This is a genomic window from Cellulomonas sp. HZM (assembly GCF_000708885.1).
Classification (GTDB): Bacteria; Actinomycetota; Actinomycetes; order Actinomycetales; family Cellulomonadaceae; genus Cellulomonas.
The window spans coordinates 168,585-187,377 of sequence record NZ_JEOE01000003.1 but is presented as its reverse complement, the minus strand read 5'-3'; the positions used below and the strand labels follow the sequence as shown (position 1 = coordinate 187,377).

Below are 18,793 nucleotides of genomic sequence, written 5' to 3'. Positions count from 1 at the left end.
GTCCTGGGGTGGGTGGGGTGGTCGAGCACCTGCTGCGGAGGTCCCTGCTCGACGATGCGTCCCGCGTCCATGAAGACGACCTGGTCCGCGAGCTCCCGGGCGAACCCGATCTCGTGGGTGACGACGATCATCGTGGTGCCCTCCCGGGCGAGGTCCTTGATGACGTCGAGGACCTCGCCGACGAGCTCGGGGTCGAGCGCCGAGGTCGGCTCGTCGAACAGCAGGACCTTCGGCCGCACGGCGAGCGCGCGGGCGATCGCGACGCGCTGCTGCTGACCTCCGGACAGCTGCCGCGGTCGGGCGTCGGCCTTGTCCTCCAGCCCCACGCGCGCCAGCAGCGCACGCGCCTCCGGCTCGACCTCGGAGCGTCGTCGGCGCTGCGCCGAGACCGGCGCCTCGACGACGTTCTCGAGCGCGGTGAGGTGCGGGAACAGGTTGAAGCCCTGGAACACGAACCCGATGCGGGTGCGCTGGCGCAGGATCTGCTTCTCCTTGAGCTCGCGCAGCGTGTCCCCGCGCCGCGAGTAGCCGACGAGGTCGCCGTCGATCGCGACGAAGCCGCGGTCCACCTTCTCGAGGTGGTTGATGACGCGCAGCAGGGTGGACTTGCCCGAGCCGGACGGGCCGATGACGACCGTCACCCCACCAGGCGGGACGACGAGGTCGACGCCCGACAGGACCTCGAGCGTGCCGAAGCTCTTGTGCACGCCGTGCACCTCGACGAGGCCGCCTGCCGCGCTCATGCGAGGCCTCCGACGTCGCGTCGCGGCGTGCGGCTCGTCCGTGTCAGGTGCCCGGCGGTGCGGTTGCCCGACGTCCAGCCGGCCGGCACGCTCGCGGGCACGGGCCGGCCGGCGAGGGTGGCCCACGTGCTCTGGACCGTCCAGCGAGCCTTCTGCAGCGGCGTCGGCGGGAGGGTCCGCAGCGCGCCGCGTGCGTAGTGCCGCTCGAGGTAGAACTGCACCACGGTGAGCACCGTGGTCAGCAGCAGGTACCAGATGCCCGCGACGAGCAGCAGCGCGACGACCTTGGTGTTGCGGCCGTAGATCACGCCCACCGTGTAGAACAGCTCGCCGTACGCGAGGACGTACACGACGGACGTGCCCTTGAGCAGGCCGATGATCTCGTTCACCGACGTCGGCACGATCGTCCGCATCGCCTGCGGCAGCACGATGCGCCACTGCTGACGCGCCCGCGGGATGCCGAGCGACGCGGCCGCCTCGTGCTGGCCCTGGTCGACGCCGAGGATGCCGGCGCGCACGATCTCCGAGGAGTACGCGGCCTGCGAGAGCCCGAGGCCGAGGATCGCAGCGCCGAACTTGCCGATCACCGAGCTGGTCGCGAACTCGGTCACGCCGGGTCCGAACGGGATGCCGATCGACAGCGTCGGGTACAGGTAGGCGAGGTTGTACCAGAGCAGGAGCTGCAGGATCAGCGGGACCGAGCGGAACACCCACACGTACAGCCACGCGACCGACTGGAGCAGCGGCGAGCGCGACAGGCGCATGAGCGCGAGCACGGTGCCGAGGCCGAAGCCGATCGCGGCGGCCGTCGCGGTCAGGCGGATCGTGCCCCACACGCCGTCGACGATCGACGGCCAGGTGAGGTACTTGCCCACGACGTCCCAGTCCCACTGGGGGTTCGTGAGCAGCGAGTTCACCACCATCGCGAGCAGCACCGCGACGACGGCGGTCGCGGTCCAGCGACCCGGGTGGCGCGCGGGCCGCACGCGCAGGAGCTCGAGCTCCTCGCGACGCAGCCCGCTCGTCGGCCCGGCGACGGGCTCGCCGGCAGGCTGGGTCGACACCGCCGTGGACGGCAGGGAGACGGTCGTCATGGCGTCCTCACAACCACTTCTCGAAGGGCAGGGGCCCGGTGGGCTCCGCGGACGGGTCGAACAGGGGCGTGTAGCCGTTGGCGAGGTACAGACCCACGGCCTCCGGCTGGCGCGGGCCGGTGGTCAGGTAGAGCCGCACGTAGCCGGCAGCGGCAGCGCGGGCCTCGAGCTCCACGAGGACGCGGCTCGCGAGCCCGCGTCGTCGGTGGGCCGTGGCCGTCCAGATGCGCTTGAGCTCGGCGGTCGCGACGACCGGCACACCGCTGACCGCACGGGCGTGCGGGCGCACCATCCGGATCGCGTCACCGAGCTCGGGCTCCGTGCGACGCCGGAACGCGCCGCCCGCCACCACGACGCCGTCCTCGAGCAGCAGCACGAGGTCGCCGCCGGGCGCCGCGAGCTCGTGCGCCGGGTAGGCCTCGAGCTCGTCCCGCAGGCTCTCCTCGGTCAGCAGGTCGTGGTAGCGCGTCGCGTACTCGTGCGCGAGCTCCGCGAGCAGCGGTGCGACGAGGGGGTCGCCGAGCGCGACAGACCGGACCTCGAGCGTGGGCGCGCTCACGCCGCACGCTCCGGACGGCGTTCGCCCACGGTGACCGCGAACGGCACGTGGTTGCCCGCGAGCGGCGCGGGGCACGTGCCGAAGTCGCTGAACGCGTACGGCAGGTTGACCGAACGGTTCAGGTCCAGGCGCAGGTTCGTGTCGTCGGGGCGGCCCGGCGCCTGGAGCACGCGCCACGGCGCGACGTCGGGGGACTCGTCGGAGAACAGGAGCGCCACCGTGCCGTCGCCCGCCTCGGTGAGCTGCAGCGTGGCCGAGCGCCCGGCGCGCTCGAGCACGACCTCGCCGACGGCACGGACGTGGTGCACGAGCCCGTGCTGGGCGGCGCCGGCGACCGCGGGACGCGGCTCGTCGTACCAGGTGACGGGCACGTCGAGCACCCACTGCGGGTCGAACGCGGCGATCGGGACGCCCGTGAACGCCGTGAGCGCGGCCGCTCTGGGGTCGCGCACGCGCACCGCGGTGCGTGCGGTGCGTCGGATGACCTCGACGACCACGGCGGTCCCGTCGTGCGCCGTGAACGCGAGCTCGGACGACGACCTCCCCTCCTCGACCAGCACACGCACCTCGCCGTCGACGGGGGCGCCGCCGGACGTGATCGCGTCGGACGCGCGCGCGTGCACGACGGCCGCGCCGTCGTCGGCCACGGACCAGCGGCCGGGCAGGCTCGGCAGCGCCGTCGGCTCGACCGGGAGCCAGTGCAGCGCGACGAGCGAGAGCCAGCCGTGCTCCGTGGTGAGCGCTGCCTCGCGCTCGGCGTGCCACGCGAGATGGGCGCTCGCGGCGCCGTCCTGCGTGGCGTCGAGGGTGATGTCCTGCGTCGCGTCGAGAGGCGCGTTCTCGTCGAGTGTCGTCGTCATCATGGCTCCAGGTGGGCTCGGGGCTTGCCGCGGTCGGTGTCAGCCGGCGATCGCGCGCTCGGCGCTCGCGATCGCGTCGGGGTGGGCGAGGCCGAGGTGGTCGCGCAGGGTCGCGCCCTCGTACTCGGTGCGGAACGAGCCGCGTTCCTGCAGCAGGGGGACGACCGTGCCGAGCACGTCGTCGAGCCCGTGCGGCGTCAGGTGGGGCACGAGGATGAAGCCGTCCGACGCGTCCTGCTGCACGTACCGGTCGATCTCGTCGGCGACGTGCGCGGGCGTCCCGACGAACCCGCCGCGCGTGGTCACCGCGATCACGAGGTCGCGGATGCTCCACCCGTTCGCGGCGGCGAGGTCGCGCCACTGCGCGACGACCGGGCGTGGGTCGGCGACGTGCCTGACGCGGCCGCGCGTGATGCTCGCCCCCTCCACGTCGGGGTCGACCAGCGGCAGCGGACCGTCCGGGTCGTAGGACGTCAGGTCCCGGCCCCACACCTGCTCGACGAACGCGATGGCGCCGGGCCCGGAGACCTGCTGGCGGCGGATCACCCGCGCCCGCTCCTCCGCGTCGTCGGCGCTGTCACCGAGCACCACGGTCACCGCGGGCAGGATCTTCAGGGAGTCTCGAGCGCGGCCGAGCGCGGGCAGCCGCCCCTTGACGTCGTCGTAGAACGTGCGGCCCGCGTCGAAGGTGGAGTGCATCGAGAACACCACGTCCGCGGTCTGCGCCGCGAAGTCACGTCCTTGCGCCGAGTCGCCCGCCTGGAACAGCACCGGATGCCCCTGCGGACCGCGGGGTGTGGTGAACGTCCCCTCGACGTCGGCGTGCGCGCCGTGGTGCTCGACGCGGCGCACCGCACCCGGACGCAGGAACTCGCCGGTCGCCGCGTCGGCGAGCACCGCGTCGTCGTCCCACGAGTCCCACAGCGCGCGTGCGACCTCGACCACCTCGCCGGCCCGCGCGTAGCGGTCCGCGTGCGCGAGGTACCCGCCGCGGCGGAAGTTCGCGCCGGTGAACGCGTCGGAGCTCGTCACGAGGTTCCAGGCGGCACGCCCGCCGGACAGCACGTCGAGCGTCGCGAACTGCCGCGCGAGTTCCCACGGCTCGTTGAACGTCGTGTTGATGGTGCCCGCGAGGCCGATGCGGTCGGTCACCGCGGCGAGGGCTGCGAGCACCGGGAGCGTGTCGGGCCGGCCGACGACGTCGAGGTCGAAGACCTTCCCCTTGTGCTCGCGCAGGCGCAGGCCCTCGGCGAGGAAGAAGAAGTCGAGCCTCGCGTCCTCGGCGCGCCGGGCCAGGTGCTCGAAGGACGAGAAGTCGATCTGGCTGCCCGAGTCCGGCTCGGTCCACACGGTCGTGCTGTTGACACCGGGGAAGTGCACGCCGAGGTGCACCTGCTTGCGGGGGCTGGTCATGGTCGTCCGCTCCCGTCAGGCCGAGGCGGCGTAGACGTTGACGGGGCGCGCGAGGCCGAGCGTCTCGCGCAGCGTCGTGCCCGGGTACGAGGTGCGGAAGACGCCCGCGGCCTGCAGGGCGGGCACCACGCGGTCGACCACCAGGGTGAGGTCGGTCGACAGCGACGCGGGGCGAAGGTGGAACCCGTCCGTCGCGCCGACCTCGCTCCAGCCGGCGATCGTCGCGGCGAGGCGGGCGGGCGTCCCGACGTGCGTGAGCGATCCGGTCTCCCACTCGACGCCCTGCAGGTCCTGCAGGAGGTCGAGCCGTGCGCGGGCGGCGGCGTCGTCGTCGGCGAGCACGACGAACGCGTCGACCAGGACCCGGACGTCGCGCGGGTCGCGACCTGCGCGACGGGCCGCGTCGAGCACGGCCGCGCGGGCGTCGCGCGCCTCGTCGGGCGTCGTCGCGTGCACACGCACCACGTCGGCGCGCCGCCCCGCGAGGTCGATCGACGCGTCGTCGCTCGCGCGCACCACGACGGGCGGCCGGCCCTGGGGCGGGCGAGGCGTGATCGACGGACCCTTCACCGCGAAGCGGATGCCCTCGTGGTCGACGTGGTGGAGCTTGTCGCGGTCGACGAACCGGCCGGTGGCGGCGTCGCGGATCTCGGCGTCGTCCTCCCAGCTGTCCCACAGCCGGCCGACGACGTCGGTGGCCTCGTCGGCCTCGGCGATCGCGTCCGCCCGGTCCTGTGCGGGCTCGCGCCGGAACGCCGACGCCGCTGCCTCGTCGGTCGACCAGCTGACCTGCCACGCGGCGCGCCCGCGGCTGACGTGGTCGATCGTGGCGAGAGCCTTGGACACGTGGAACGGCTCGGTGTGCGTCGTGTCGATCGTCGCGACGAGGCCGATGCCGGAGCTGCGCGGCGCGAGCCGGGCGGCGACGAGTGCGGCGTCGAGGCGGCCGCGGACCCCTCTCGCGTGCGGCTGGAGCGAGAAGGCGTCGTCGAACGCGACGAGGTCGAGCAGCCCGCGCTGAGCGGTCGCGACCAGGGCGTCCAGCCGCTCGGGGTCGAAGAGCTGGGCGCCCTGCGAGCCCGACGTGCGCCACGCAGCGGGGTGCGCACCGGCGTCGGTCAGGTCGGCACCCAGATGGATCGAGGTGCCGGGGCCAGGGGCGCCGAGCTGGCGTGCGAGCGTCGTCGCGGTGCGCAGCGGCGTGCTCGCGGTGGTGTGCGGGGGCGTCTGCGGGGACATCGTGGAGCTCCTTCAGGGGCCTGACGGTGCGGGAGTGCGGAGGGGGGGCGCGACCTCGGGTGGCGTGGAGCGCGTCCGAGGGCGCCGACGCGGCACGAGCGGAGGGTGTTCGGACGTGCGGAACGTGCCCGAGCGGCCGACGCATGCGGCCACCAGCGCGTGGACGTCCGCGTGCGCGGGCGCTCTGGGCCGGGTCCGGGTGGGACGCGGGTGAAAGCCTGTGTGGGCCTGTGTGGGTTCGGTGTCAGCGACAGCGGCGCGATGCGTCGCGACACGCGGCGTCGCGACGCATTCGACACGCGCGCGCGGCACGGGAGGCACGGAGGGCGCCGTGGGCGCGCGCGACGGCGGGGCTGAGCGCAGCGGCCGCAAGGGCGCGGGTGCTCGTCGTGTCCATGCCAGTCGTCTCCTGTCCGGGCCGGGTCACGGCCCGTGCGGGCCGCCGCGTCGTTGCCTCCGGCGGTGCCGGAGGCCTGGTCATCACCCGGGGCACCCCGCCGCGCGGGAGGGTTGCCGTCCGACCAGCCGGGGCTTCGCGTCGGAGCTCGTGACCTCGTTCGTCCGGGGTCGTGGCGACCTCGGATGCCGGGAATCTAGGAACGTGCCACGGGGGAGTCAACGGGTGCCGGGACACGTCCCACATTGTGGACCAGATCGGTCGGGTTTTAACTCCGGCCGGGGTCGCTCACGGCTGCGTCGAGGGCGGTCGCGAAGCCCGTCCAGGCCTGGTAGGGCGCAAGGAGTGCCGCCGAGACCGGGTCCTCGCGCACTGCTCCGACGATCTCGAGCGCGAGCGCGGCGTCGAGGGCGGCGATGACGACGAGCGACGCGCGCTTGTCCCTGATGCCGAAGAACGTGGCCGGCCATGTCGCGTTGAGCGCGAGCTGCGTCAGGTGCAGCGCGCGGGTGCGCGCGCTGCCGCGCGTCGAGATCCGCCAGCCGACCGCTGCGTTCGCGGCGTACAGCACCGACCACACGGGCCCGAACGCGGAGGCGGGAGGCGCCCAGTCGGGCTTGTCCAGCCGGCCGTACACCTGCGGCGCGCGGCGGCTCGCGAGGCCCCCGAGGCCGGCTGCGAGGACGACGGGCGCGACGGCGAAGACGGCGCGACGTGCGCGTGACGAGCTGGTGTCCATCGCTCGATCATGTGGCGGCACCGCGGGGCGCGCACCCCGACGGGCGGCGGTCAGGCCGCGGTCTCGGGAGCCGTCGCCGGCACCTCCTCGATCGAACCGGTCCGGTCGGCGTGCGACGAGCGGGCGCTCACGGGGCGTGCGGTGCGCGGTCGTCGTCCGCCGTCGGGCCGCGACCTGCGCGAGGCGGCCGCGGAGCCGAGCAGGATGAGCGCCATCCCGGCCACCACGCCCCAGGTGATCCGCTCGTCGAGCACGAGGGCGCCCAGGCTCACCGCGACCACCGGGTTGAGGTACGCCACGAGCGTCGACCGTGCGCCGCCGACCTCGGCGATCAGACCGAAGAACAGGACGAACGCGAGCGCCGTGCACACGACGCCGAGGGCCACGAGGGCCGCGATCGCCGAGCTGCTGGGCACCGGGTGCGGGCCCGTGGCGAGGACGACCGGCAGGTACACGAGCGCGGACAGCGCGAGGCAGGCGGCGGTGAGCGGGATCGCCGGCACGTCTCCCAGCCGCCGCTCCGCGACGATGGGCGCGACGGCATACCCGACGGCCGCGAGCCCCACCTGGGCGACCGCCCACGGGTCGCCCGCGGCGGCACCGGGACCGAGGAGCAGCGCGACCCCGCCGAGACCGACCGCGAGCCCGGCCCAGCGCACCGGCGCGACGTGCTGACGGTCCACCACGCGGCCGACGACGACCGCGATGATCGGCACGGTGGCGACCAGCAGACCGGTGGTCGAGCTGGTGAGCGTGCGCTCCGCGTTGGACAGCAGGAACCACGGCCCGACGATCTCGAGCAGCGCGAACGTCACGACGGCCGGCCAGTGGCCTCGCAGCACGCGCAGGCCGCCCGCGCGCAGCGCGAACGGCGCGAGGAGCACCGCGCCGACGGCGGTCCGGGCGAGCACGACGCCCGCGGGTGTCACCTCCGCGACGGCGACCTTGATGAGCAGGTAGGGCACGCCCCAGATGACGCCCATCGCCGCGAGCAGTGCCCAGCCTCGTCGAGTCACCCGCCGAACGTACGCCGACCCTCCGACACGACTGCCGTCCGGCGGCGGCTCGGGTGTCGCGTCAGGCGCGCTCGGCCCGCTGTGTCGGGACGGTCGCCCACGGGGTCCCGAGCACGGCCTCGACGAGAGCGGGTGGCAGGTGACGCCGGCTGGCGAGGATGCGGTCCACGAGCTCCACGAGCCCGGACTGCTCCGTCGCTGTCCCGCGCAGGCGGTCTGCGTCGTCGTCGTCGGCCATATGACAACGATGTCATAGAAGGATCGGCAGCGGAAGGGACGGACCTGCTCGACGCATGACGGCGTGCCTACGGCGAGCGCCGCGGGCACGGCGACGGCGTGTGCGACGCTGCACCCCAGGGTCTCCGTCGGCCCCGGGGCGCTGCGAAGGAGATGGCGATGACCGTGGGTACCGAGTCGGCGCGAGCGCGTCGGTGGTCGTTCGACGCGCTGGTCCCCGCGCACCAGCGACGCACCTTCGAGGAGGTCGGGGAACGTCTCGACCTGGACGTCGGCGACACCCGGGCGAAGCGGTCCGGGTTCTGGGCGATGCTCGTGCTGTCGGGTCTCATCGCGGTCGCGGGCGTCATCACGGACTCGACCGCGACGGTCATCGGCGCGATGATCGTCGCCCCGCTCTCGACCCCGATCCTCGGCATCGGCATCGGGATCGTCGCGGCGGACGTGGCCAAGGTCGGCCGGTCCGCCGCGTACGTGCTCGGTGGGCTCGCGACGGTCGTCGCGCTCGGCTGGATCGCCGCCCAGGCGCTCCCGTCGACGACCGACCTCCTCGCGAACTCGCAGGTCACCGGACGTACGTCGCCGGGCGTCGGTGATCTCGTCGCGGCCTTCGCCACCGGCTTCGCCGGCGCGCTCGCGCTCGCCCGCAAGGACCTCGCCGACGTCCTGCCGGGCATCGCGATCGCGATCTCGCTCGTCCCGCCGCTCGGTGTGGTCGGCGTGTGCCTGGGCTCGGGCCAGGCGTCGCTCGCGCTCGGGGCGCTGATCCTGTTCGCCTCCAACGCGGTCGCGCTCGTCGTCGCCGCGATCGTCGTGTTCACCAGCATCGGCTACGCGCGCGAGGCGCAGGAGGCACGCAGCTCCGCAGGTGCGCCCCGCCGCCGTGCGGCGTACGTCGCGGTCGCGGTGGCACTCGTCGTCGTCGCCGTGCCCATGGTCGCCAACACGGTCCAGGCGGCGCTCGCCGACCTGTGGCTCAGCCAGAGCGGGGAGGCGGCCGAGCAGTGGCTGTCCGGGGTCCCGGGTGCGCAGGTGCAGGACGTGCGCTGGCAGGGCAAGGACGTCGCGGTCGACGTGCTGTTCGAGGGCGACACCCCCGACGTCGCGCCGCTGCGCGAGAAGATCGACGCGATCGTGCCGTGGGACCCGCAGGTGCTCGTCGTCCACACGGTCGGCGAGACGCTCTGACCTGGACGTCACGCATGCGGCTGATGGCGCGCACCGGCGCGACCGGCTAGGGTCCCTCCGACCAGACAACGTTGTCAGGAGGGTAGGGCATGCACGGCGGACGACGCGGGCAGGCGCTCGCGAGCGCGCTCGCCGTAGCCGTGGTCGCAGCAGTGCTCGGCACGGCCGGATCGCTCGACGCGTCGGCAGCCGCTCCGTCCCAGGACGGCGCGCCGTCCGCAGTGGCCGGACCGCACCAGGAGCCCGACGACGCCGCGCGCACACATGCGCTCGCCGACGTGCTCGCGACCGCGCGGTCGCTGGGCGACCCGGACACGCTCGCCCCGGGCTACGTCCGCGACTCGGGCTATTTCCTCGGCGCGGGCTGGTGGGGATCGGCAGTCTCGCTCGACGCGCTGCTGCACGCGCAGGCGGTCGGCGGCTGGGACGGTGCGACCGACCTCGCCGCCACGACCTTCGACCACCTGTCCGACGAGGGGCGCGGCGGCTTCCGCAACGAGTACTCCGACGACACCGGCTGGTGGGCGCTCTCGTGGCTCGACGCGTACGACCTCACGGGCGAGCAACGCTACCTCGACACCGCCGCGGCCGCCGTGCGGTACGTGCGCGACGAGTTCTGGACGCCCGCGTGCGGCGGCGGCGTGCTGTGGACCACGCCGGACGCGAACGGCACGGGGTACAAGGCCGCGATCTCCAACGGCCTGTTCGTGCTCACGTCGGCGCTCCTCGCGGCGCGGACCAGCGGCGACGCCGCGGCGACGTTCCGTGCGTGGGCCGCCGACGGGTGGTCCTGGGTGCGTACCAGCGGGCTCGTCGACGGCACGGTGCGTGACGGCGTCGCGACCGACTGCCGTGCGCAGGGCACGGCGTTCACCTATAACCAGGGCGTCCTCGCGTGGGCGCTGACCGCGCTGGCACGGGTCGACGACGACCCGGCCCTGCTGCCCGCCGCACGGGCGGTCGCCGACGAGACCACCCGAGCGGGTGGCCCGCTCACGCGGGCGGACGGCGTGCTGCGGGACCCCGCCGAGGGGTGGGACGACGGCTGCTCGCGGGACGGCGCGTACTTCAAGGGACCCGCGGTGCGCGGGCTCGCGGAGCTCGACTCGGCGCTCGACGACCACCCCTACGACGCCTACCTGCGTCGTCAGGCGGACGCGGTCGCCGCGGTCGTCGACCGCGACGGACGCGCGCCCTTCTCGTGGTGGACGGGTGACGGGGCTCGGACGGTGGTTGGTGCCGGCTGCCAGGCGAGCGCGGTCTCCGCCGCGGCCGCGGTCGTGGCCCGTGAACCGGCCACCGAGCCGACGGACCCCACCGGGCCGACCACCCCGACCCAACCGACGACCCCGACCCAACCGACGACCCCGACCCCGCCCGCGCCGGAGCCCAGCCCTGACCCGACGTGGACGCCGACCCTCGTCACGCCCGCGCAGGTCGCGGCGGGCGCCAGGTTCACGGTGGGGATCGCCGGGCTGGCTCCGTCCGAGCACGTCGTGGTGCGCCTCCTGGACGACCGAGGCCGGGCCGCGACGGTGACGGGAACGACGTCGTCGTCGTCCGGCGACGTGCGGCTGGTGCTGACGGCCCCGGTCCGAGCTGGCACGTGGACCCTCACCGCACGGGGTGACCGCTCCGCGAGGACCGTCGACGCGACGGTCGTCGTGCCGTGGGTCCCGACCCGGACGACGGCACGTGCCGCGGCGTCGACGACCCCGTACGGCGCGACGACGGTGATCTCCGTGCGCGTCGCCGGCACGACGTCGGCGGCGTCGGACAAGGAGGGGGCAGCCGGCGGTGCTTTCCTCGGACCCGCCGGCACGGTCCGGCTCCGCGAGGGCTCGCGCGCGCTCGGGTCCGCCGGGCTCGCGACCGACGGGTCGGCGCGCGTCGCCGTCCCGGTGCTGGGGGTCGGCACGCACCGGCTGACCGTCGAGTACGCGGGCTCGCCGACCCGCTCCGGCTCGTCGGCCTCGCTGACGCTCACGGTGCGCAAGGCGCGCGTGACGTCGCTCGCGGTGCGGCGCGCGTCCTACGTGCCCGGCACGCGTCCGGTGGTGCACGTGCGGGTCGGCGCGCTCGACTCGGGACGACGCGCTGCGGGCCGCGTCGACGTGTACGTCGGGAGCAAGCGGGTCGCGACGGCGCGGGCGGCGGCCGATGTCGCGGTGCGTCTGCCGCGCGTCACGGGCCGGACGGTGCGCGTGCGCGCGGTCTTCGTCCCGTCGACGCCCGCGACGGTCGCGGGGCGCTCGTCGGCGACGGTCGTCCTGCACGCACGCTGACCCCGTGCGGCGTGGCGGCGCGCGGGCGGCCCGGACGAGGTCGATGCTCGTGCGGTGGTGATGCACTCGCACGGTGGCACGGCACCCCACGTGCCGCGCAGGCTCCGGCGCCGCGCGACCCTGGTGTTCGTCGCGGTCCTGGTCCCGATGGCCGTCGCGACGGTGCTCGGTGCCGTCCGGCTGTGGCCGCACGGTGAGACGCCCACGATCCAGACCGACGCACCCGGCTCCTCGATGCACGCGGGCGTCGTGACCCGCGTCGACCCCGGCGCGAGCGACCAGGTGCACCAGCTGCAGGCGCGCATCGACGGACACCGGACCGCATGGGTGAACGTGCCCCCCGAGTACCTTCCGGAGCTCTCGCCGGGCGACAGGATCCAGGTCATCGACATCGGGGAGGTCGGTCCGGAGGGGACGCCTTACGTGTTCGTCGACTACGAGCGCGGACCGCCGCTCGCCGCGCTGGCGGTCGGATTCGTCGTCCTCGTCGTGGTGGTCGCCCGGTGGCGCGGGCTCGCCGCGCTCGTCGGCCTCGTCGTCTCGCTCGGCGTCATCGGAGTGTTCACCCTGCCTGCGCTGCTGCACGGCAAGCCGCCCGCGCCGGTGGCCCTCGTGACGGCGAGCGCCATCATGTTCGTCGTGCTCTACCTCGCGCACGGGGTGAGCCTGCGCACGTCCACAGCGCTCCTGGGAACCCTCGTCGGCCTCGTCGCGACGACGGCGCTCGCCGCCTGGGCCAGCGGCGCTGCGCAGCTCACGGGTCTGTCCGACGAGTACGCGCTGGACCTCATGTCGGCAGCACCCGAGGTCCGCATCCGCGCCGTCCTGCTGTGCGGGATGGTGCTCGCCGGGCTCGGCGTGCTGAACGACGTGACCATCACGCAGGCCTCGGCGGTGTGGGAGCTGCACGCGAGCGCGCCCGACGCGACGGGCCGCACGCTGTTCGGCCGGAGCATGCGGATCGGGCGCGACCACATCGCCTCGACGGTCTACACCATGGTGTTCGCGTACGTCGGCGCAACGCTCCCGCTCGTCATGCTCGTCACCATGTCCGACCGCACGCTGCTGGCGTCGCTCACCAACGGTGAGCTCGCGGAGGAGGTCGCACGCACGCTCGTGGGCTCGATCGGCCTCGTGCTGGCGATCCCGCTGACGACCTTGGTGGCGGTGCTGGTGGTCCGCTCGGGCCGCGACCACGCGCCGCGCCGCGCGGTCGTGACGGCCGACCAGGTGCCCGCCGAGGCCGAGGAGGTCGCGGCGGACCCCGTCAGTGTGCGTGCGTGAGCCCCCGGGCGCGCACGTGCCGGGTGCTCGCGAACCAGGCTGCGATCGCGGTCGTGGCCGGGATCGCCAGCACGAGGCCGATCGCACCGGCGAGCGTGCGGATGATCTCCTGCGCGAAAGCTCCGGACACGAGCGTCTGGCCGAGCGGCTGGCCGTACAGCTGCAGCAGCATCAGCACGGGCAGCGAGGCCCCCGCGTAGGCGAAGGCGATCGTGTAGACGGTCGAGGCGATGTGGTCGCGCCCGATCCGCATGCCTCCCGCGAACAGCACGCGCGGGCCCGCGGACGGCTGCGCGGCGCGCAGCTCCCACACCGCGGCGACCTGCGTGACGGTGACGTCGTTGAGCACCCCGATCCCGGCGAGCACGACACCGCACAGGAAGACCCCGTGCAGCACCGCCACGCCGTGGTCCCCGACGAGGTTCGCGAGCTGGAAGTCGTCCTCGGAGGTCACGGCGGGCAGTCGGGCCGCGTGCGCGGCGAGGCTGCCGATCGCGCCGACGAGCGCCATCCCGGCCAGCGTCCCCAGCAGCGCCGTCGTCGTGCGCACGGACGGCCCGTGGACGAGGTAGAGGACGACGACCGCGACGACGACCGCGGTGGCGGCTGCCACGACGAGCGGGCTGTGCCCGGCCACGAGCGCGGGCAGCGTGTAGACCCAGACGACGACGGCCGCGAACGCCAGCCCGAGCACGGCGCGCAGCCCTCGCGCCCCGGCGACGAGTGCGGTGACGAGCACGAACGCGAGCGCGAGCGTGCCCAGCGGCAGGCCGCGCTCGAAGTCGGACCACGCCCACGTGACGCCCGCGCCGTCCGCCGGCGGGTAGCGCTCGAGGACGATGCGGGTCCCGCGGCCGAGCTCTGCCGCCGTGGTGCCCGTCGTCGCGACCACGGTGACGTGCTCGCCCGCGTCGGGCCCCCCGGCGACGACCGCGGTGACCTTGACGCACGGGACCTGCGCCGGCACGGTCCCGTCCGGCTGGGCGTCCTCGACGCTCCCCGTGCAGCTCGTCGTGCGGGCGGACTCGACGCGCGCGGGCACGTGCTGGACCCCGGTGTCCGTGGTCTCGCGACCGCTCGCGTCAGCGTGCGGTCCGGACCAGGTGAGGGCGATCGCCACCACGGCGAGCGTGGTGGCGACGACCACCAGGCCCACCGCGACGACGAGAGGGGCCGGCGAGGAACGCGGTGCGGCGTGCGACGAGGGGTCCTGGCGTCCGACGAGGCTCTGGGAGTGGTCACCCACCTGGACATCTTGCCCGGGGGTGGATGCCGACCGCTCGCGAGAGCGCGTGACGCGAGTCACTCGTCGGTCGTCACGAGCCCCCGCCGGACCGCGTTCACGAGCCGGTGCGGCACCTGGACGTCCCGCCCGTCGACGCGCACGGTCGCGAGCGGGACGCACGTCGCGGTCCAGCGTGAGCGACGGTGCCGTGTCCGTGAGCGCGACGTGCGACCCTTCGGGGCCGCCATCAGCCCTGCCTGGCCTTCCAGCGCGGGTTGCGCTTGTTGATGACGTAGGTCTTGCCGTGCCGGCGCACGACGATCGACCCCTCCTTCTTCTTCAGGGACGCGAGCGACGCGCGGACCTTCATCGTTCCTCCTCGGTGGGACGGTGGATGTGCCTCTTCATCTGGTCCTCACCAGCTCGCCTTCGTGACGCCGGGCAGCTCGCCGCGGTGCGCGAGCCGGCGCATCGTGATGCGCGAGACGCCGAACACGCGCAGGTGGCCGCGTGGGCGGCCGTCGGTCGCGTCCCGGTTGCGCACCCGGACCGGGCTCGCGTCGCGCGGCAGGCGCTGCAGCGCGGCGCGGGCCTCACGACGCGCGTCGGGGCTCGCCGCCGGGTCCACCGCCAGACGCCGCAGCTCGGCTCGTCTGGTCGCGAACCGTGCGACGAGGAGCCGGCGTCGCTGGTCGCGCGCGACCGCGCTCGTCTTCGCCATCAGCGCTCCTCCCGGAAGTCGACGTGCCGGCGCACCTTCGGGTCGTACTTGCGCAGGACGAGCCGGTCCGGGTCGTTGCGCCGGTTCTTGCGGGTGACGTAGGTGGTCCCGGTGCCCGCCGTCGACCGCATGCGGACGACCGGACGCAGGTCGATGCGCGCCATCAGAGCTTCTCCCCGCGCTCGCGCATGCGGGCCACGGCTGCCTCGATGCCGATCTTGTCGATCGTCTTGATGGCCCGGGCCGAGAGCGTGAGCGTGACGGTCCGGCCGAGCGAGGGCACGTGGTAGCGCCTCCGCTGGACGTTGGGGTCGAAGCGCCGCGGGGTGCGGACGTGGGAGTGGGACACGTGGTGGCCGAACCCGGGTGAGGTCCCGAGCAGCTGGCAGCGAGCTGACATGGCACGAACATAGATAATGAGAATCGTTCGCGTCAACGTGTACGGTGCTGCCGGTGCTCGAGCCGAGCACGGCGGACCGGCGAAGACCCGCGACGGCCCGCGATGCCCGCGATCCCCCGACGAGGAGACGACATGACCCCACGACCCCCGCGCCCCGGCCGCGTCCCGCTGATGGTCCTCGCGACCACCGATCCCGTGGTCCGCGACGCGGCGACCTTTGCGATGGCGACCGACGACCCGTCCCTCGTGGTGCTGCGGCACGACATCCTCGAGGACGAGCAGGGCGGCGCGATCCGTCGCGTCGTGCTCGACGCGACGGGTGTCGTCGAGGACTGCGTCGTCCCGCTCGAGCACGCATGCCTGAGCTGTGCGGTGCGTGAGGACGCACTGCCCGTGCTGCGTGCGCTCGCGAGCCACGGACGGTGGGGTGCGGTGATGCTCGCCCTTCCGGTGTCCGCCGAGTCGCTGCCGGTGACGCGCGCGCTCGGGTGGGAGACGGGTCGCTCGGGTCTGCTGCGGGACCTGCGTCTCGCGCACGTCCTCGCGGCGGTGGACGTCGACACGTTCGAGGACGACGTGCTCGGTGACGACCTGCTCGACGAGCGCGGCCTCGCGCTCACGTCGGACGACCGGCGCTCGGTCGGAGAGGCCGTCGTCGCCCAGGTCGCGCACGCCGACACCGTGCTCGTGACGGGCGACGCCGACGCACACGGCGTCGCCTCCGACCTCCTCGACCACCTGCGCGCGGTCGACGGGCACCGTGTCGACGGGCTGTACGAGCATCCTCCGACGCGCTTCCTCACCGGGGCGCACGATGCGCGCTGCGCCGAGCGTCGGCTCGACCCGCTGCACGCCGAGCGCCGTCGGGGCGCGGTGCGCACCGACGGGGACGTGTGGACCATCGAGCTGCGCTCGGAACGCCCGCTGCACCCCGACCGGCTCGTCGAGCACGTCCGCCGCCTCGGGGAGGGGCGCCTGCGCAGCCGTGGGCGGTTCTGGGTGCCGTCGCGCCCGGGCTCGGTGTGCGCGTGGGACGGTGCCGGCGGCCAGCTCAGCATCGGTGTCAGCGGTGAGTGGGGCCGCAGGGAGCCGGACACCTGCCTGGTGGTCACGGGTGTGGGTGCCGGTCAGGCCGAGGTGCGACGCGCCTTCGACGACATCCTGATGACGGAGCACGAGCTCCGGGACGGGCTCACGTCGTGGCTCGGCCGTCCCGACGTGCTCGAGCCCTGGCTGGGGTGACGGCTGCCGGCCGCCGGTCGCAGCGCGACGACGCCGGTGACGCCCGGGGCGGAGGTTCGCGAGACGCGCCGACGTAGGGTGGCGCCGTGCAGCGACGCGGGGCGTGGGGGCGGTCGGTGGCCGTGGTCGCCGTCGCGTTCGTCGCGGGCGGCGTCGCGGCGGCCGTCGTGCTCCCGCGCGACGCGCCGACCACGGGTGCCGCGCTCGACGTCCCCGGAGTGGTCGCTCCCCGCTCCGACCCGGCGGGGCGCTCCGAGGCGGGCAGGAGCGATCCCGCGGGCACGGCGCCCGCAGCCACACCCGCAGCGACGGCCGCGACCGCCGGCGCGCCGACGTCCGCCCCGCCCGCGATCGACCTGCACTCCCGGTCGACGACCGACCCGGCCAGCCTCTGGGTCGTGGTGAACAAGATCCACCCTCTCGACCCCGTCCGGTACGCGCCGGACGACCTCGTGCAGGCGGGCCCCGAGAAGGTCCGCGCGGTCGTCGCGCACGACCTCGACGCGATGCTCGCGGGCGCGAAGCGCGACGGGGTCACGCTGACGATCCAGAGCGGCTTTCGTGACTACGCCTACCAGCGCACGATCTTCTCGAACATGCTCGCGCTGCACGGTCGCGAGTACGCGGAGTCCCTGTCCGCCCGACCGGGGTTCAGCGAGCACCAGACGGGGCTCGCGGTGGACGTGGGCAGCGCGTCGCGCTCGTCGTGCGACTTCGACCCGTGCTTCGCGTCGACCGACGAGGGTCGCTGGGTGGCCCGGGACGCGTGGCGCTACGGCTTCGTGGTGCGGTACACGAAGGAGAACCGGCCGGTCACGGGATACGCGCCGGAGGGGTGGCACCTGAGGTACGTCGGGCGGGAGCTGGCGGGCTGGATGCACGACGAGCACGTGACCACGCTGGAGGAGGTCTTCGGCATCCGGGGGAGTGCGACGTACGAGTGACGGCCGGCCCCGGGCGCGCGGGGCCGGCCGTCGTTCGTCGCGCGTCAGGGCAGCGTGTAGCCCGCCGCCTGGAAGAGCTCGTACCACTCACCGCGCGTGAGCGGCACCTGCGACCCCTGTGCCGCGCCCGCGACGCGGTCGGGGCTGGTGGTCCCGAGCACCACCTGCATGCGCGCCGGGTGCCGCGTGATCCAGGCAGTGGCGATCGCGATGGGCGGCACGTCGTACTTCTCGGCGAGCCGGTCGATCACCTCGTTGAGCTCGGGGTACTCCTCGTTGCCGAGGAAGACGCCCGTGAAGAACCCGGCCTGGAACGGCGACCACGCCTGGATCGTGATGTCGTTGAGCCGGCAGTAGTCGACGATGCCGAGGTCGCGCGAGCCCGACTGGTCGAGGGCCTGCATGTTGGTCGCGACGCCCTGCGCGACGATCGGCGCGTGCGTGATCGACAGCTGGAGCTGGTTCGCGACGATCGGCTGGCGCACGTGCTTGCGCAGCAGCTCGATCTGCCCGGGGGTGTGGTTGGAGACGCCGAACGCGCGCACCTTGCCCGCGGCCTCGAGCTCGTCGAACGCGCGCGCGACCTCCTCGGGCTCGACGAGCGCGTCGGGGCGGTGCAGCAGGAGGATGTCGACGTAGTCGGTCTGCAGCGCCTCGAGCGAGCCGTTCACGGACTCGACGATGTGCTCGTAGGAGAAGTCGAACCCGAGGCCGGGGCGGATGCCGCACTTGGTCTGGATGGTGGTCGCGGCGCGCTCGGACGGCGTGAGCTGCACCGCCTCGGCGTAGCGGCGCTCGCACAGGTGCAGCTCGCCGCCGTAGATGTCGGCGTGGTCGACGAAGTCGATGCCTGCGTCGCGCGCGGTGCGCACGAGCTCGCGGATCTCGTCGTCGGACTTGTCGGTGATCCGCATGAGGCCCAGGACGACGTTGGGGACGACGATGTCGGTTCCGGGCAGGGTGAAGGTCAGCACTGGGTCCTCCGGGACGTGGGGTCGGTGCACCCAGCCTAGGTCCGCCGGTCGGCGCGGGTGCCCGGCGGGCTCGAAGAACCTGCATATGACAGCGTTGTCGGATGGTGGTGTCGCCCGAACGTCTCGAACGGGTGACGAACCGCGCGCATGCCTTGACGCACGTGTTCGGGCCCCGTTAGCGTCCCGTTCACCGCATGACAGCGTTGTCATAGCAAGGTCGATGCCGACCGCGC

Annotated in this window: 21 protein-coding genes and 1 riboswitch; of the genes, 5 read left to right on the top strand and 16 right to left on the bottom strand. The window is 74.0% G+C overall.

All coding sequences use genetic code 11. The features are described from left to right. The 9 genes from AW16_RS0103565 to AW16_RS18325 all read right to left on the bottom strand — a co-directional run. On the bottom strand, positions 1 to 743 hold a 743-nt coding region (locus tag AW16_RS0103565; RefSeq protein WP_029288279.1), incomplete at its 3' end, for an amino acid ABC transporter ATP-binding protein. After that, positions 740 to 1,837, bottom strand: coding sequence for an amino acid ABC transporter permease (locus tag AW16_RS0103560; RefSeq protein WP_034648079.1), 1,098 nt, complete (start codon positions 1,835 to 1,837; stop codon positions 740 to 742). The genes AW16_RS0103560 and AW16_RS0103565, both read right to left, overlap by 4 nt. 7 nt (positions 1,838 to 1,844) lie before the next feature. After that, positions 1,845 to 2,396, bottom strand: a complete 552-nt coding sequence (locus AW16_RS0103555) for a GNAT family N-acetyltransferase (RefSeq protein WP_029288275.1) — start codon at positions 2,394 to 2,396, stop codon at positions 1,845 to 1,847. After that, positions 2,393 to 3,259, bottom strand: a complete 867-nt coding sequence (locus AW16_RS0103550) for a DUF1684 domain-containing protein (protein ID WP_081861438.1) — start codon at positions 3,257 to 3,259, stop codon at positions 2,393 to 2,395. The genes AW16_RS0103555 and AW16_RS0103550 overlap by 4 nt, the downstream gene beginning before the upstream one ends. 36 nt (positions 3,260 to 3,295) lie before the next feature. Further along, complete coding sequence (locus AW16_RS0103545; protein WP_051681637.1) at positions 3,296 to 4,669, bottom strand: NtaA/DmoA family FMN-dependent monooxygenase; 1,374 nt, start codon at positions 4,667 to 4,669, stop codon at positions 3,296 to 3,298. Between the two features lie 15 nt (positions 4,670 to 4,684). Then, a complete protein-coding gene (locus AW16_RS0103540; protein WP_081861437.1) occupies positions 4,685 to 5,908 on the bottom strand; it encodes an LLM class flavin-dependent oxidoreductase in 1,224 nt (407 codons plus the stop codon). 441 nt (positions 5,909 to 6,349) lie between these two features. Next, positions 6,350 to 6,461, bottom strand: a riboswitch (SAM riboswitch). A gap of 112 nt (positions 6,462 to 6,573) precedes the next feature. Then, positions 6,574 to 7,044 carry a TspO/MBR family protein gene (locus AW16_RS0103535; protein WP_029288268.1) on the bottom strand — a complete coding sequence of 157 codons (471 nt, stop codon included), beginning with the start codon at positions 7,042 to 7,044 and terminating at the stop codon, positions 6,574 to 6,576. Positions 7,045 to 7,094: 50 nt separating this feature from the next. Then, positions 7,095 to 8,060 carry a DMT family transporter gene (locus tag AW16_RS0103530; RefSeq protein ID WP_051681636.1) on the bottom strand — a complete coding sequence of 322 codons (966 nt, stop codon included), beginning with the start codon at positions 8,058 to 8,060 and terminating at the stop codon, positions 7,095 to 7,097. A 61-nt stretch (positions 8,061 to 8,121) separates the two neighbouring features. Then, entirely contained in the window at positions 8,122 to 8,298 is a 177-nt protein-coding gene (locus AW16_RS18325; protein WP_156044038.1) for a hypothetical protein, read from the bottom strand. A gap of 158 nt (positions 8,299 to 8,456) precedes the next feature. On the opposite strand from AW16_RS18325, the gene AW16_RS0103520 reads away from it, so the two are divergent. The 3 genes from AW16_RS0103520 (at position 8,457) to AW16_RS0103510 (ending at position 13,054) form a co-directional block, all read left to right on the top strand. Further along, complete coding sequence (locus AW16_RS0103520) at positions 8,457 to 9,485, top strand: TIGR00341 family protein (protein WP_051681642.1); 1,029 nt, start codon at positions 8,457 to 8,459, stop codon at positions 9,483 to 9,485. 89 nt (positions 9,486 to 9,574) lie between these two features. Continuing rightward, entirely contained in the window at positions 9,575 to 11,770 is a 2,196-nt protein-coding gene (locus AW16_RS17495) for a glycoside hydrolase family 76 protein (protein ID WP_051681635.1), read from the top strand. A 60-nt stretch (positions 11,771 to 11,830) separates the two neighbouring features. After that, positions 11,831 to 13,054, top strand: coding sequence for a YibE/F family protein (locus AW16_RS0103510; protein WP_051681641.1), 1,224 nt, complete (start codon positions 11,831 to 11,833; stop codon positions 13,052 to 13,054). Here AW16_RS0103510 and AW16_RS0103505 read toward each other — a convergent pair. From AW16_RS0103505 to rpmB, 6 genes are read right to left on the bottom strand one after another with little or no spacing between them, the layout of a single operon-like run. Then, positions 13,038 to 14,300, bottom strand: coding sequence for a YibE/F family protein (locus AW16_RS0103505; RefSeq protein ID WP_051681634.1), 1,263 nt, complete (start codon positions 14,298 to 14,300; stop codon positions 13,038 to 13,040). The genes AW16_RS0103510 and AW16_RS0103505 overlap by 17 nt on opposite strands. 56 nt (positions 14,301 to 14,356) lie before the next feature. Beyond that, on the bottom strand, positions 14,357 to 14,527 hold the full coding sequence (rpmF, locus tag AW16_RS0103500) for a 50S ribosomal protein L32 (RefSeq protein ID WP_029288257.1): 171 nt from the start codon (positions 14,525 to 14,527) through the stop codon (positions 14,357 to 14,359). Continuing rightward, the gene (ykgO, locus tag AW16_RS0103495; protein ID WP_029288256.1) at positions 14,527 to 14,649 is read right to left on the bottom strand and encodes a type B 50S ribosomal protein L36; all 123 of its coding nucleotides are present in this window, start codon (positions 14,647 to 14,649) and stop codon (positions 14,527 to 14,529) included. The genes rpmF and ykgO overlap by 1 nt, the downstream gene beginning before the upstream one ends. A 45-nt stretch (positions 14,650 to 14,694) precedes the next feature. Beyond that, positions 14,695 to 15,000 carry a 30S ribosomal protein S14 gene (gene rpsN, locus AW16_RS0103490; RefSeq protein ID WP_029288254.1) on the bottom strand — a complete coding sequence of 102 codons (306 nt, stop codon included), beginning with the start codon at positions 14,998 to 15,000 and terminating at the stop codon, positions 14,695 to 14,697. Beyond that, complete coding sequence (rpmG, locus tag AW16_RS0103485; RefSeq protein ID WP_029288252.1) at positions 15,000 to 15,164, bottom strand: 50S ribosomal protein L33; 165 nt, start codon at positions 15,162 to 15,164, stop codon at positions 15,000 to 15,002. The genes rpsN and rpmG overlap by 1 nt, the downstream gene beginning before the upstream one ends. Continuing rightward, positions 15,164 to 15,400: a 50S ribosomal protein L28 gene (gene rpmB / locus AW16_RS0103480; protein ID WP_029288250.1), complete on the bottom strand. Its 237-nt coding sequence runs from the start codon at positions 15,398 to 15,400 to the stop codon at positions 15,164 to 15,166. The genes rpmG and rpmB overlap by 1 nt, the downstream gene beginning before the upstream one ends. A 132-nt stretch (positions 15,401 to 15,532) precedes the next feature. Here rpmB and AW16_RS0103475 point away from each other — a divergent pair, with 132 nt between their 5' ends. Together AW16_RS0103475 and AW16_RS0103470 are read left to right on the top strand one after the other, a co-directional pair. Further along, positions 15,533 to 16,642, top strand: a complete 1,110-nt coding sequence (locus AW16_RS0103475) for a GTP-binding protein (protein ID WP_029288248.1) — start codon at positions 15,533 to 15,535, stop codon at positions 16,640 to 16,642. A gap of 86 nt (positions 16,643 to 16,728) precedes the next feature. Next, complete coding sequence (locus tag AW16_RS0103470) at positions 16,729 to 17,586, top strand: D-alanyl-D-alanine carboxypeptidase family protein (RefSeq protein WP_156044037.1); 858 nt, start codon at positions 16,729 to 16,731, stop codon at positions 17,584 to 17,586. Positions 17,587 to 17,630: 44 nt separating this feature from the next. Here the strand turns inward: AW16_RS0103470 and AW16_RS0103465 are convergent, their stop codons facing one another. After that, positions 17,631 to 18,560, bottom strand: a complete 930-nt coding sequence (locus tag AW16_RS0103465; protein ID WP_029288244.1) for an aldo/keto reductase family oxidoreductase — start codon at positions 18,558 to 18,560, stop codon at positions 17,631 to 17,633. Positions 18,561 to 18,793: the final 233 nt, after the last annotated feature.

Coding starts and splice junctions, on each gene's coding strand:
- ykgO (WP_029288256.1), bottom strand. CDS start 14,649: ATGAAGGTCCGCGCGTCGCTCGCGTCCCTGAAGAAGAAGGAGGGGTCG.
- rpmG (WP_029288252.1), bottom strand. CDS start 15,164: ATGGCGCGCATCGACCTGCGTCCGGTCGTCCGCATGCGGTCGACGGCG.
- rpmF (WP_029288257.1), bottom strand. CDS start 14,527: ATGGCGGCCCCGAAGGGTCGCACGTCGCGCTCACGGACACGGCACCGT.
- AW16_RS0103475 (WP_029288248.1), top strand. CDS start 15,533: ATGACCCCACGACCCCCGCGCCCCGGCCGCGTCCCGCTGATGGTCCTC.
- AW16_RS0103535 (WP_029288268.1), bottom strand. CDS start 7,044: ATGGACACCAGCTCGTCACGCGCACGTCGCGCCGTCTTCGCCGTCGCG.
- AW16_RS0103540 (WP_081861437.1), bottom strand. CDS start 5,908: ATGTCCCCGCAGACGCCCCCGCACACCACCGCGAGCACGCCGCTGCGC.
- AW16_RS18325 (WP_156044038.1), bottom strand. CDS start 8,298: ATGGCCGACGACGACGACGCAGACCGCCTGCGCGGGACAGCGACGGAG.
- rpsN (WP_029288254.1), bottom strand. CDS start 15,000: ATGGCGAAGACGAGCGCGGTCGCGCGCGACCAGCGACGCCGGCTCCTC.
- AW16_RS17495 (WP_051681635.1), top strand. CDS start 9,575: ATGCACGGCGGACGACGCGGGCAGGCGCTCGCGAGCGCGCTCGCCGTA.
- AW16_RS0103510 (WP_051681641.1), top strand. CDS start 11,831: ATGCACTCGCACGGTGGCACGGCACCCCACGTGCCGCGCAGGCTCCGG.
- AW16_RS0103520 (WP_051681642.1), top strand. CDS start 8,457: ATGACCGTGGGTACCGAGTCGGCGCGAGCGCGTCGGTGGTCGTTCGAC.
- AW16_RS0103560 (WP_034648079.1), bottom strand. CDS start 1,837: ATGACGACCGTCTCCCTGCCGTCCACGGCGGTGTCGACCCAGCCTGCC.
- rpmB (WP_029288250.1), bottom strand. CDS start 15,400: ATGTCAGCTCGCTGCCAGCTGCTCGGGACCTCACCCGGGTTCGGCCAC.
- AW16_RS0103550 (WP_081861438.1), bottom strand. CDS start 3,259: ATGATGACGACGACACTCGACGAGAACGCGCCTCTCGACGCGACGCAG.
- AW16_RS0103545 (WP_051681637.1), bottom strand. CDS start 4,669: ATGACCAGCCCCCGCAAGCAGGTGCACCTCGGCGTGCACTTCCCCGGT.